The sequence below is a fragment of the Streptomyces avermitilis MA-4680 = NBRC 14893 genome, from assembly GCF_000009765.2.
GTDB lineage: Bacteria > Actinomycetota > Actinomycetes > Streptomycetales > Streptomycetaceae > Streptomyces > Streptomyces avermitilis.
Map to the genome: position 1 here is coordinate 1,390,956 of NC_003155.5, position 12,635 is coordinate 1,403,590.

Sequence of the window (12,635 nt, forward strand, 5' to 3'; positions counted from 1 at the left end):
TCGCCGCCGAGCCCGGGGTGCACGGCACCCGCGAGTGGGCGGACGGGACCGGACGGCGCGCCCCGGAACGGGGGCCGGTCCACGGTGCCCGGGCCGGCCGCGCGCCGTTCGGCGCGGCGCCGCGCGTGCTCGGCCCGGGCCGGGATCAGGAAATGGCCGGGCTGGGCGACTCGACCGGCGACGGACTGGAACTGACCGGGGCGGACGGACTGTCGGCCGGGGACGAGACGGGCGCCGACGGCGAGCCGGGATCGGCGGGCACGGTGGCCGGCGGCTCACCGCTCGCGGCCGGGCTGCCGGTCGGCTTCCCGACGGTCTCCTCGGACGCGGTCCCCGACGCGCTGGGCCGCGGGCTCCTGGAGTCCGACGGGCTCGCCGAGGCGGACGGGTCTGCCGAACCGCCCGGCGTGGCCGCGCCGGCCGGAGCCGTGGTGGACGCCGCGGACGGGGGTGTTGTCGTCCGGGCCGGGTGTGGTCGCGTGCCGGGCCGGTGGTGCGGAGGTGGACACGCCGGGCTGGAGGATCGGCGCGATCGGGGGCCGCTTCGGCAGCGGTTCGGGAGTCATACCGGACACCCAGGCGTAGGCGAGCCCGGACAGGGCGGCCAGGCTCAGGGCGCACAGGGCGACGCGCAGCCGGGGCCGCCCGGCCGTGGACTTCACGGCGCCCCGCCACAGGCGTCCGCCGAGTTTCACGGACAGATAGACCACGCCGGCCATCGGGCACAGCAGCATCACGCAGCCGACGACGCCGACCAGCCCGGCGGCGATCTCGCCGTGGGCGAAGGCGCCGCCGGTACCGAGCAGTTGCTCGGTCAGCGAGCGGGTCATCGTGGCAACGATCCGGGGCAGGTTCCACAGCGCGTAGCCGAGTTCGCCGAGCAGCAGCGGAACCATGGTCAGCACCCAGGTGGCGACGATGGTCCGGGCCGAACGCTTGAGTGCCGCGACCTCCTTGCGGGCCTTGCGGCCGGTCCTGCCGGGTACCAGGCTGAGGAGGATCGGCTTGATCTTCCCGTAGAGATCGGGGACTCCGGCGAGATCGCCGAGGATGTAGTAGCCGTCGAGCCGTACGGCAGGCATCAGCTGTTCGAGGATCTCGAAGTGCCCCAGGTACACGGCGGCCAGAAAGAAGGCCTGGCCGCTGAGGGCGTAGGCGCCGGCCATGGCCAGCATGAAGACGACGTTGAAGTAGACCCCGCCCAGGTCGGTGCGCAGTCGGCCGACCCGCCCGATCCGGTAGACGTCGGTGACGTCCGTGTACATGGAAGGCCAGATCAGGAAGAGGCCGCAGCCGATGCACCCGGGGCGGGCGCCGCCGTAGCGGCAGGCCGAGGCGTGACCGAACTCGTGGAACACCAGGGAGGCCACGGTCAGCACGAAGACGACCAGCAGCAGGACCGGCTGGTCCAGCACCTCCAGCACGGGCGTGATCGCGCCGAAGAACGCGAACAGCCAGACGTCCAGGACGGCGATCCCCGCCAGGACGGCCAGAACGACCACCGGGCGGTGCAGCCACGCCAGGGCGCCGGCGATCGTGGCCACCCGGCGTTCGTTGAAGATGACCCGGTGGCCCTTGAGCGCCAGCAGCAGGTCGGACCGGGGCGCGGATATGTCTTCCTCCTCCCGCCCCTCGGGGACCGTCACGCCCAGCGGGTCCAGCTTCTGCTCGATCAGATAGCGGACGTTGTCCGCACTGACCTCACGCCCGAAACGGCCGCTCACCCGGTGGGCGATCGTCTCGATGTCGCGGCTGCCGTCGACCGACGACGCGACCAGATGCAGCAGCCGCGACAGCTGCACCACCTGCCCGTCCCCCCGGCGGGCGATGTACTTGGGCTCGGTGAAGCCCGATCCCTGGTACTCGCCGTGCAGCTTGAGGCCCGCGCTCAGCCGCGGCACCACCGGCCTCTCCAGGCCGGCCACGGGCAGGCCGCCCGTCGCGACCTGCTCGTACGTCACCGCCATGCCCCCCGGCCCCGGAACCGGCGTCCCGGTGTCGTACGGCGATGCGGTCTTGTCCCCCAGCAGCGTCATGTGCGCTTCCCTCCCCCCGATGCGGACCGCGCCTGCCCTTGCCCCGCGCGGTCCGCCGAACGTGCCCTCGTCGTACGGGAGTTACTGAGTGATGTTGATCGACTGGGCGGCCTGCGACTGAGCCACCGACCACGACGAGTGGTCATTGAGCGCGGCCGACTCGTTGTGCGCGGAGACGTTGGCGACGTGCTTGGTGACGTTCACCGTCTTGCCGAAGCTGAACTTCAGCCGTCCCAGGGCCTCACGGCCCGGCAGCAGCTCCGCGGACTCGGCTTCCAGCTCACTGGCGTCCATGCTCATGGCGTGTCCTTTCACATTGACCATCGTTGACAGAGGCGGTCGGGCGCGCGGGTGGCGGGCCCGACAGCTGATTGCGGTAGAGGCAGCCGGGAGAGTGACACATCGTCAGACCGATGCGAGCGAACTCGGGACTGCCCGGGAGGTGGGGCACCACCGCGGCGGGGCGGAGGTGTGGTGATGCGTCGCCGCGGTGGTGCCGGGTGCCGTACGATCCCAGGACCCTGGAGCCGTACGGCACCGGATCAGTGGGCGATGTTGATGGACTGGGCGGCGCCCGAGTCCGCCACCGACCACGACGAGTGGTTGTTGAGCGCGGCCGACTCGTTGTGCGCGGAGACGTTGGCGACGTGCTTGGTGACGTTCACCGTCTTGCCGAAGCTGAACTTCAGCCGGCCGAGCGCCTCACGGCCCGGCAGCAGCTCCGCGGACTCGGCTTCCAGCTCACGAGGATCCATCATGATCAATTCCCCCTCAGGAATCGAGAAGTGTTCCCGTCGGACACGGTCAGGTCCCCCCGGATCATGTCCAACTCCGTCGGACGTGCTGTCCAACGAGATTGGACACTAGGGGCCGGGTCAGCCGTGACGCAAGCGGTTCGGGGCAACTCCTTCCGAGAGTCACCCGACACGCCCCTAGAATGATCCGACGCGGAAGAGTTCCGCCCGGCGGCGAGCAGGAAGTGACCATCGGTGGCCAACGCACTGCAGCAGATCATCCGTGACAGGCTGGACAGCGAGCGCTGGTCCTACGGCGAGGTCGCCCGCCGCGGCAACATCCCGCGTTCCACCGTCCATCACCTGGCCACCACCGACCACATGGCGCGGATGCCCCAGCCGGCCACCCTCGAAGGCCTCGCGCTGGGCCTCGGGCTGCCCCTGGGGGCCATCCGCCAGGCCGCCGCGGAGGCCTGTGGCATCCACCTCTACGCCGCCGGAGCCGAGCCCCCGAGAGCGGCCGGCGGCACCTCCGCCGACCCTGACGTGGAGGTGCTCATCGCCAGCCTCCAGCGGCTCTCGTCCGACGACCGCCGCCATGTCGCCGCCCTCGTCGAGTCACTGCTCAACCGCGCCCCCGGCACGTCCTGACACCCGCACCCGTCCGCACACGACGCCCCGCCGTGCCCCGAGCCCCGCAGCCGCGGGCGGAAGGTGTCGCGGGCGCGCGCCCCCGGCGGACCAGCACGGCAGCACCCGGACTCACCGCCTCCCCTCCTACCACTCCCCCAAAAAGAAGTCACTCCCGCCCATACAGGCATGATCCGCAGCTAGTCTCTCCTCCTGCCTGGGGCCCGTGAGCCGCACGCCCCGGGTCATCTGGGGGGAACAATTGCTCTTCGTACACGGCGGCCCCACCACCGCCATCGTCAAAGGACCGACGGGAGAGTCCGTCGTCCTGCTCTCCGGCGAGTTGCCCGCAAATCTCACGGACGCGTCCATAGGCGAACTGCTCGACCTCGCCGCGGCCGTGCTCACCGAGGGAGAACTCGCCCTCTTCGAACAGTGCCTGACCACGCTCCGCCGCGGCGAGGGCCCCACTCCCCAGCGCATCGAGGTCAACGGCGCCGTCATGACGGTCTACCGGGACTGACACCCGTCGCATCCGACGAGACGTGCCGCCTTGCGTCGTACACAAGTCCAGCGGTCGACACGCTGGTCAGAACCCCCTGCGCAGGTGCACGATCATCATCGACCCACCTGCTCGCCAGGCGTGTCGCTCCCGCTTGCCCTCCGGAAGAAAGTCGGCGATGGCAACGACCGCGACCCCACGCACGCCCGCTACCGACCGGACCGCCCCATGACTGCGGCCCGCGTCCCCGGCCTGATCCTGCCGCTCGCTTTTCTCTGCGTGCTCGTGATCGGAGTCTTCTGGTACTGGCGACATCGCGGAGACTGACGGCTGCGGCGCGATGTTCAGCAGTAGGGCGGTTGATTGCCCAGCGACGCCGCCACCCGCATCCATACGCCGAAGAGCCGGTACAGCGCGGGGAGTTCGCCGTGTGCCTCCGCTGTTCGGCTGTCCGGGGTGGTGACTCCTGGGATGCCCAGCAGGGTGGAGGCGACGGATGCCGACTGCCAACGGACGGTGAGGGTACGCGGGTTCGCGGGCACCAAGGGTGCTTCCGGTACCGCGGAGAGAGCGGCGGTGACCGCTTCCTCGATGGCCTGGCGCGCCTCCGCGGCCGGGCGGAGTTCCGCGGCGAAGCGATCATGTGCGTACTTCACGGGGACGGTGGTGATCGAGTCGTCCCACGCGGTGGCCTCCGCGCAGGCGGCGTCGTCTCCGGTGAGTGCCACCAGCGGCACGCCGAGCGTCGCCGCGGTGGCCTGGGCGAGCCCGATCTCGCCCACGGGCCGGCCGTCCAGCCACATGTCCTCGATCTCGTGCCCCATGAAGCTGTGGCTCAGCACGCCGAGCGCACCGGCCCGCGCGTGGTAGCCGACACAGATCATGGCGTCGTGTTCGCGGGTGAGGCCTTCGAGCATGCCCATCTGCTTGGGCCTGCCGCGGATGAGGCGGGCCGCCGGGTGCAGGGCCTCGGGCAGCAGATTGCGCATGGGGCCGTGCGCGTCATTGACGACGATGTCGGTGGCACCGGCCGCGACCGCGCCACGGACGGCGGCGTTGACGTCCTCGGCCATCATCGAGCGCCCCCGCTCGTAGTCCCGCCCGCCGGGCTGGACGTCGTCGGCGCCGACGAGTCCGGTGATGCCTTCCATGTCCGCACTGATGTGGATCCGCACGTCGCGCGCTCCTCAAGGTTGATCATTCGGAGACGCCGGGCGCCCGGCGTGCGGTTCCCTCGGGCGAACGCCGGCCGCGATCAGCGCGTGGGCTGTCGTACGGAGGGCACAGCGGCGATGATGACCCCGGGGAGTCCGGACGTACGACAACGGAGACCGCATGACGACGGGCAGGGACGCACGGGTCGAAGTGAAGCCCGTCGCGGGACACATCGGCGCCGAGATCAGGGGAGTCGACCTGGCAGGGCCCATGGACGACTCGGTGGTCGCCGAGATCCGGGCGGCGGTGCTGCGCTGGAAGGTGGTGTTCTTCCGGGAACAGCGGCTGGATCACACCTCCCATGTCGCGTTCGCGCGGCGGTTCGGCGAGCCGGTCTCCCTCAGGTCGCGCGGCAGTGCGTCGCCCCCGGACTTCCCCGAGGTCGAGACGACGGCCGACCGGCTGGAACTGGGTGAGCGGTACGGCATGGACCACGCCGAGTGGCTGCGGCGGCGCCGCCATTCGCTGCTGCGGGGCTGGCACTGCGACCACGGTGCCCGGATCGACCCGCCGGCCGCCACCGTCCTGCGTGCCGAGACCGTGCCGCCCTACGGCGGTGACACGACCTGGTCCAATCTGGCGGCCGCCTACGCCGGTCTCTCGAAGCCGGTACGCGACTTCGTCGACGGCCTGCGCGCCGAGCACCGGCTGGGGGTCGGGTATCAGGCGCGGCCCGGCGACGACGCGTACGTACGGCATCTGCTGGACCATCAGACCGCGTCGGAGCATCCACTCGTACGGGTGCACCCGGAGACCGGCGAGCGCGTGCTGTTCGTCAACGGCTACTACGTGGAGCAGATCCAGGACGTGTCCCGTACGGAGAGCCGCGCGCTCCTCGACATGCTGCTGGGCGAGGCGACCCGGCCCGAGTACACCGTGCGGTTCCGCTGGGAGCCGGGGAGCGTCGCCTTCTGGGACAACCGGGCCACCATCCATCTGGCCCCGAGCGACACGGCCCACCTCGACCACCCCCGGGTCATGCACCGCGTGATGCTCGCCGGTGACATCCCGGTCGGTGTGGACGGCAAACCGTCGGCACCGATCGCCGGCACCGAGCCGGAGCGCTGGTGAGGCTCAGCCGGGTCCCTGTTCCGCTTCTTCGCGCAGGAAATTGCTGACCTGGCCGACCAGGCTCTCCACGGCGCCCTCGCACCGTACGCCCGACTCTGCCGAGCCCACGGGCAGGGACATGTCGCCCGACCACAGGTACCGGCCGGTCCACTCGTCGTCCGCCTTGAGGTGGATCTGGATGTCCACCCGGGTCAGCGAGGTGTCCGCGCCGGCGGCGTACAGGACAGCGGTGGCGCGGCGCAGCGGGTAGAGGTCGAACCCCTCGATGAACTGCGAGTTGCGCCAGTCGAGGAACGCGCTCACGCCGTCGGGGCCGGTGCGGATGTCGAGCTGGCCGTCTTCGAAGTGGATGTCGACGGGTTCGCTCGCGCGGTTCTCGACGGTCACCCGGAAGCGGAAGTAGGTCAGCCCTTCGGCAGCGTCGTCACGGCCCCGCGGAGGCTCCGCTTCCTCCAAGCCGTGGACGCGGACGCGCAGGCCGGCGTACTCGTCCTCGTACTCCTGCCAGTCGCCGATCACGTTGGGCTCGCGCACGGTTCACCTCTCCACTTCAGCGGATGCTTCCTATCCGCGCGCGCAACAAGGTGTCAAATGAACCGAACATGTCGTGGTCGGTGAATTCACCCCGCTTGATCAGCGATCAAGCCGTGCGCAGCCACGATCCCCGCCAGGGGGTGAAGGCGGCGTTTGGGGACGTGTTGCACATCACGCTCACCGGTGCCGCTCGTCACCGCCCGTGAACCACGGGGCGCCGCCCGCCGGACCGGCGGTGGCTGGCAGAATTCCGGGCATGGCCCCGATCACACCCGCGCGTGCCCTGCTGCTGCTCGTCTGTGGGCTGGTCTGCCTCCTCACCGCCTCCGGAGCTCTCATCGGCGCGCTCTTCGGTGGCGCGAAGGCCGCCCTCGTCGCGGCCGCCTGCGCGGGCGTGGCCGGTCTGCTCGCCACGCTCCTCGTGCGCCGGCGTGCGCTGGCCCACTTCGCCGCGGCGCAGCGGGAGGCCGGGGTCCGCGGATACGCCGAGGGAATCGCGCACGGCGTCCTCCTGCACGTGACCGCCTACGAAGCCGCCGTGTTTCCGCATACGGGACCCACGGGGGTGACACCCGAGGAGCGTGCCGCACGCCGTACCGTCGCCTACCGGATGGCCGCGCTGGAGGAGGTGCCCAGGCTCGTCCGGGAGGCCGCCGCCGACGCGCTCGCCGTTCTCGACGAGGCCGACCGCGCGCGTGCCGAGGAAGCGGTCGCGCAACTCGCTTCCGTCGTACGCCGGCAGTACGCCCGCCCCTGATCCGGGCGGTACGCCCCCGGTATTCGTCCGGGATTTCTCGGCAGCCTTGCCGACTCCTTCCCTTTCCTTCGCTATTCGCGCGCTTCATGCGTCCGGCGGGTCGAACAATTCGACCCGCCGAACGGGATTGCATTCGACTGGCCGAACGCCTGTAATGCCAGGTCGGCAGCGCATCCTGTGAATGGCCTCGAATTGCCGACAGGCTATTGACGCAAGGGAATTGCGCGCCGCACACTCGCGCTCGATCGTGCACCCCATGGGACGGGTCGTACGGCGAAAGACACGGCGTGGGCCAGATTCGCCCGGATCGAGGAGAGCCGCAAGTGACCGTAGAAGACAGAGGCATACCGTCCGACCCGCCGGCGCCGTCGCGGCGCGGGATACTGCGGGCCCTGCTCGCGCTGCCCGCCACGGCGCTCGTGTGGGGCGAAATGCCGGGGGCGGTGGGTTCGGCGGCCGCGGCGGCGCCGTCGAAGGGGTATGCCACGCGGTACACCATCGTGCCGTTCCTCAACAGCGACGACGGCGTCGTGAACGTCTATCAGTCCGACGACGCCACCGACTTCCGGCTGCTCAAGGCCACCGCGTACACCCCGCCGAGCAACCGGATCCGCGACGCCAGTGTCTTCAAGCACACCAACGGCTACTACTACCTCACCTACACCACGCACACCTGGCAGGACGTCAGCACCACCATCGGGTTCGCGCGCAGCTCCGACCGGGTGAACTGGACCTTCCTGTACGACCACACCGTCCCCCTCACGAACCTGTCCCGCGCGTGGGCGCCCGAGTGGTTCGTCGACAGCGACGGCAGCGTGAACGTCATCGTGTCCTGCTCGGCCACCGACAACGAGTGGATCTTCACCCCGTATCTGCTCAAGGCCACCAACACCGGGCTCACCTCGTGGTCCGCGCCCGTGGCCCTGTCCGGCATCGGCGCCAACCACATCGACACGTACATCGTGAAGATCGGCTCCACCTATCACGCCTTCACCAAGAACGAGACGGCCAAGTACATCGAGTACGCCACCGCCACCAGCCTCACGGGCCCGTACACGATCAGCAGGACCGGCGACTGGGCGGGCTGGGGCAGCTATCGCGAGGGCCCCTCGGTGGTGCGGCTCGACAACGGCGGGTGGCGGATCTTCTTCGACGGCTACGGCGACGGCACCTACTACTTCAGCGACAGCTACGACACCTTCGCCACCTGGACCGCGCCGAAGGCACTGGCCGGCATCTCGGGCACCGCACGTCACTTCACCGTCGTCAAGGAGACGGTCTCCGGCGGTGTCAGCCTCTCCACCGGCGTCAGCCGCTCCTTCCAGTCCGTCAACTACCCGACCCGCTACTGGCAGGAGCAGTCCTCCCTGCTCAACCTGCCCGTGGTGAGCTCCGCCGCCAGCAGCGCGGAGAAGGCGGCGTCGGCGTTCACGGTCGTGGCGGGCCTCGCCGACGCCGGCGGGTACTCCTTCCGGGACGCGGCCGGAAACTATCTGCGCCACTACGACTACCGTGCCCGCTTCGACGCCGACGACGGAACGCCGACGTTCGCCAAGGACGCCACGTACGTCGCGCGAACGGGCACGGCCGCCGGCTCCGTCCGCTTCGAGTCGTACAACTACCCGGGCTACTATCTGCGCCACTACAACTACCAGCTGCGCGTGGACCCCACGGACGGCACCGACCAGTTCCGCCAGGACAGCTCCTTCAACCCGGTCACCGCCTGGGCCTGAGCCCTCTTCCGGCCAGGCGGTCGCCGCCCGCCCGGCCTCGAAGGTGACCTTCGTCGCCGGCGCGAGCCGGCGATGCGACGTGCGGGCGTTGAGCAAGCTCGTGCCGTACGGACGTAGCAAAGGACATGCCTGCATTCATGGCCGACAGCGGCGAGCACACGGCGGTCCGGGATCCGATCGGCCCGGTCCCGCCGGCGAGCGGGGAGGACGATTCCCGGAGGCCGGCGGGCCTTGGCCGGCGGCTGCGGCGGTACCGGCGGTGGCTGCTGGTGTGCGCGGTGGCCGCGTTGCTGGCCCAGATGGCGGTCGCGATGATCACCACGGCGGTGGAACAGACGCCCACCATCGACGAGCCGGTGTACGCGGGCACGGCCGTGGTCTACGTGCAACAGCACAGCCTGCGTTACAACCCCGAGCACCCGCCGCTCGGCAAGCTCATCATCGCGACCGGGATGGCGGTCGCCCGGCCCCATCTCGCGCCGGGGTTCGTGGGCGACCAGGGCGAGCTGGGACGGCATCTGCTGTACGAGTCCGGCAACGACCCCTGGCGGGTCATGTTCTGGGCGCGGCTGCCGGTGATCGTCGTGACGCTGCTCCTCGGTCTCGTGGTCTTCGCGTTCGCGCGTGATCTCGTCGGCGCCGTGGGCGGGCTGGCGGCGCTCGCGCTGTACGCGTTCTCGCCCGATGTCGTCGCGCACGGGTCGCTGGCCACGCTCGACGTGCCCGCCGCCGGGTTCGTGCTGACGGCGGCCTGGCTGGTGTGGCGGGCGCGGCGCCGGCCGCTGCCGTATCTGCCGCTCGCCGGGCTGGCGACGGGCGCCGCCCTGGCGACGAAGATGAGCACCCTGCCGGTGGTTCCGGTGCTGATGTGTCTTGCCGGGTGGTCGTTCTGGTGCGCCCGGCGGACCGACGGCCCCGAGCCACGGGAGCGGGCGCGGCTCGCGGGCCGGGCCGCGGCGGTGGCCGCCGGTGTGGCGCTGGTCGCGGTGGTGGTCGTGTGGGCCACCTATCTCGTCGTCGATCCACGGCTGCGGTGGACCGCGTCCGGGCATGTGCCGACGGTGCACGGCCTGCGTGGGCTGCTCGTCGAGTGGCTGCCGTTCCCGGAGGCGTACCGGGACGGGATGCGCGTCCAGTTCGGCTTCGAGAACGCGACCTGGCACGGCTTCCTGTTCGGCCGGCTCTACTCCGGCTCCCTGTGGTACTACCTGCCCGCCGCGCTGATCGTGAAGACGCCGCTGGGCATGCTGGGCCTGTGGCTGGCGGGCGTCGGCGTCATGGCGGCGGTGCCGCGGCTGCGGGCGGCGGCGGGGTACGTGGTCCTTCCGCCCGCCGTCCTGCTGGCCGCGGCCATGACCGGCTCACGTGATCTCGGCGTGCGCTACGCCCTGTTCATGCCGGTGTTCCTCGCGGTCGCCGCCGCCTGCGTACTCGCCCTGCGGCGGTGGTGGGCACATCTCGCGGTGGCGGTGCTGGTCGGGTTCGTCGCCGTCAGTTCGGTGCGGACGTTTCCCTTGTATCTGCCGTACTCCAACGAGGCGTTCGGCGGGCCCGCCGAGACCCATCTGCGGCTGCACGACTCGAACGTCGACTGGGGCCAGGACCTCGGGCGGCTGGCCGACCGGCTGCGGCAGCGGTATCCCGGCGAGAAGGTCTGGCTCGTGTACAAGGGCAGCGGTGTGCCCGCCGCGTACGGCATCACCGCCTCCGACCCGCGCAAGGTGGCGCCCGGCCGGGTGCACGGGCTGCTCGTCGTGTCGGACTCGTCGATCGCCAAGGCCGAGGGCCGGTTCGCGCGGCTGATCGACAGCAGCGAGGCGATCGACGAGGTCGGACACTCCATCACGGTCTTCCGCCGGAAGTAGGACGAGCGGCGGTCCCCGCGTCAGGGAGAGGACGGCTTGCCCGCCGTACCGATCCACGTGTGGAACAACTGGTCGAGGTCCTTGCCGGAGAGCCGCTCCGCCAACCGGGTGAACTCGGCCGTCGTTCCGTGGCCGCCCCGGTGGTCGGTGGCCCAGGTGCGCAGGACGCGGAAGAAGGTCTTGTCGCCGACCGCCGTGCGGAGCTTCTGCAGGGCCATGGCGCCACGGGCGTAGACGGGAGTTTCGAAGATATGGGCTCCGCTGCCGGGGTCGGCGGGCGGGAACGCCCACAGGTCGTCGCCCGCCGGGGACGCGTACAGGGCGTCGAAGATCTGCTGAGCGGTCCTGCCGCCGTGCTGTTCGGCGTAGAGCCACTCGGCGTATGTCGCGAAACCCTCGTTGAGCCAGATGTCCCGCCAGCGGGTCAGTGTGACGGAGTCGCCGAACCACTGGTGGGCGCTTTCGTGGACGAGGGTGCTCAGATCGGGGGCGCTGTCGTACACCGGGCGGGTCTGGGTCTCCAGCGCGTAGCCGACGTTCGGGGCACGGTCGACGACGGCACCGGCGGCCTTGTAGGGGTACGGGCCGAAAACGCCGCTCTCCCAGGCGAGCACGGAGGGCAGCTTCTTGAGCACCGGTGTTGCCGCGGTCGCCTCGCGCGGGTCGACGGCGTTGTAGACCTTCAGGCCGTCCGGGGTCGTGTACCGCTCGACCTTGAACGTGCCGACCGTCGCGGTGGCCAGATAGGCGGCCATCGGCTCGGACTGACGCCAGCGGAAGGTCGTACGGCCGTGGGCGGTCCGCTGTCCCAGAAGGACGCCGTTGGAGACGGCGGTGCGCCCCTTGGGCACCGTGATGGTGATGTCGTACGACGCCTTGTCGCTGGGGTGGTTGTTCGCGGGGAACCAGGTCATCGCGCCCTGGGGCTCCCCCGCGACGAACGCGCCGTCGTCGGTGGGGATCCAGCCGTCGAGCGAGCCGTCGGGGTCGGTGACCGGTTTGGGCTTGCCCTGGTAGGTGACGGTGACGCGGAATTCCTGCCGGCGGTGCAGGGCGTGGCGCGGGGTGACGACGAGTTCCTGGCCGTCGCGCCGGAAGGCGGCCTTGGTGTGGTCGACCGTGATGCCGGTGACCTTCAGGCCCGAGAGGTCGAGGTCGAGACGGGTGAGGCGCTGGGTGGCCCGGGCGGTGATGACCGCCTTTCCGTCGAGGTGGCCGGTGCTCGGGTCGTAGCCGAGGCTCAGGCCGTAGTGGCGCACGTCGTAGCCGCCGTTGCCCGCGAGGGGGAAGTACGGGTCTCCTGCTCCGGACGAGCCCACGGTGCCGGCCGCCGCCGGGCCCGCGGCCGCCAGCAGCGCCGCGAGCGCCACGGGGACGGTCGCCACCACGGCTTCCCGACGAAGGACGGTTGCACGTCTGACGGCCTGTCGGCGGGCTGGCCTCACGTTCGCTCCCACGAGTTGACGATGATCACTCGCGAAAGCTTATGGGCCCGCTCGTCCCCGGAATTACCTCGATCCGGTCAAATTATGTCGTGTCTAGTCGCGTCTATGGGTTT

Annotated in this window: 12 protein-coding genes; 6 read left to right on the forward strand and 6 right to left on the reverse strand. The window is 70.6% G+C overall.

Annotation, left to right across the window (positions count from 1 at the left end; all coding sequences use genetic code 11):
- Positions 1-275: 275 nt before the first annotated feature.
- The 3 genes from SAVERM_RS06020 to SAVERM_RS06030 form a co-directional block, all read right to left on the reverse strand.
- Positions 276-2,036 (reverse strand): membrane protein, encoded by a 1,761-nt coding sequence (locus SAVERM_RS06020; RefSeq protein ID WP_010982544.1) that lies wholly within the window; start codon positions 2,034-2,036, stop codon positions 276-278.
- An 81-nt stretch (positions 2,037-2,117) separates the two neighbouring features.
- Positions 2,118-2,336, reverse strand: a complete 219-nt coding sequence (locus SAVERM_RS06025) for a hypothetical protein (RefSeq protein WP_037650216.1) — start codon at positions 2,334-2,336, stop codon at positions 2,118-2,120.
- A 242-nt stretch (positions 2,337-2,578) separates the two neighbouring features.
- Positions 2,579-2,794, reverse strand: coding sequence for a hypothetical protein (locus tag SAVERM_RS06030; RefSeq protein ID WP_171033253.1), 216 nt, complete (start codon positions 2,792-2,794; stop codon positions 2,579-2,581).
- A 231-nt stretch (positions 2,795-3,025) separates the two neighbouring features.
- Between SAVERM_RS06030 and SAVERM_RS06035 the strand changes: the two genes are divergently transcribed.
- A complete protein-coding gene (locus SAVERM_RS06035) occupies positions 3,026-3,421 on the forward strand; it encodes a hypothetical protein (RefSeq protein ID WP_010982547.1) in 396 nt (131 codons plus the stop codon).
- A 205-nt stretch (positions 3,422-3,626) separates the two neighbouring features.
- On the forward strand, positions 3,627-3,923 hold the full coding sequence (locus tag SAVERM_RS06040) for a hypothetical protein (RefSeq protein WP_010982548.1): 297 nt from the start codon (positions 3,627-3,629) through the stop codon (positions 3,921-3,923).
- 323 nt (positions 3,924-4,246) lie between these two features.
- Here the strand turns inward: SAVERM_RS06040 and SAVERM_RS06045 are convergent, their stop codons facing one another.
- Entirely contained in the window at positions 4,247-5,077 is an 831-nt protein-coding gene (locus SAVERM_RS06045; protein ID WP_010982549.1) for a M55 family metallopeptidase, read from the reverse strand.
- Positions 5,078-5,237: 160 nt separating this feature from the next.
- Here SAVERM_RS06045 and SAVERM_RS06050 point away from each other — a divergent pair, with 160 nt between their 5' ends.
- Entirely contained in the window at positions 5,238-6,188 is a 951-nt protein-coding gene (locus tag SAVERM_RS06050; RefSeq protein ID WP_037650214.1) for a TauD/TfdA dioxygenase family protein, read from the forward strand.
- A gap of 3 nt (positions 6,189-6,191) precedes the next feature.
- Here SAVERM_RS06050 and SAVERM_RS06055 read toward each other — a convergent pair whose 3' ends face one another.
- Positions 6,192-6,722, reverse strand: coding sequence for a hypothetical protein (locus tag SAVERM_RS06055; RefSeq protein ID WP_010982551.1), 531 nt, complete (start codon positions 6,720-6,722; stop codon positions 6,192-6,194).
- 256 nt (positions 6,723-6,978) lie between these two features.
- On the opposite strand from SAVERM_RS06055, the gene SAVERM_RS06060 reads away from it, so the two are divergent.
- The 3 genes from SAVERM_RS06060 (at position 6,979) to SAVERM_RS06070 (ending at position 11,077) form a co-directional block, all read left to right on the forward strand.
- The gene (locus tag SAVERM_RS06060) at positions 6,979-7,479 is read left to right on the forward strand and encodes a hypothetical protein (protein WP_037650212.1); all 501 of its coding nucleotides are present in this window, start codon (positions 6,979-6,981) and stop codon (positions 7,477-7,479) included.
- A 323-nt stretch (positions 7,480-7,802) separates the two neighbouring features.
- Entirely contained in the window at positions 7,803-9,212 is a 1,410-nt protein-coding gene (locus tag SAVERM_RS06065; RefSeq protein WP_010982553.1) for a glycoside hydrolase family 43 protein, read from the forward strand.
- Positions 9,213-9,337: 125 nt separating this feature from the next.
- Positions 9,338-11,077: a glycosyltransferase family 39 protein gene (locus SAVERM_RS06070; protein ID WP_010982554.1), complete on the forward strand. Its 1,740-nt coding sequence runs from the start codon at positions 9,338-9,340 to the stop codon at positions 11,075-11,077.
- Between the two features lie 20 nt (positions 11,078-11,097).
- Here the strand turns inward: SAVERM_RS06070 and SAVERM_RS06075 are convergent, their stop codons facing one another.
- On the reverse strand, positions 11,098-12,462 hold the full coding sequence (locus tag SAVERM_RS06075) for a M1 family metallopeptidase (RefSeq protein WP_010982555.1): 1,365 nt from the start codon (positions 12,460-12,462) through the stop codon (positions 11,098-11,100).
- Between the last annotated feature and the right edge of the window lie 173 nt (positions 12,463-12,635).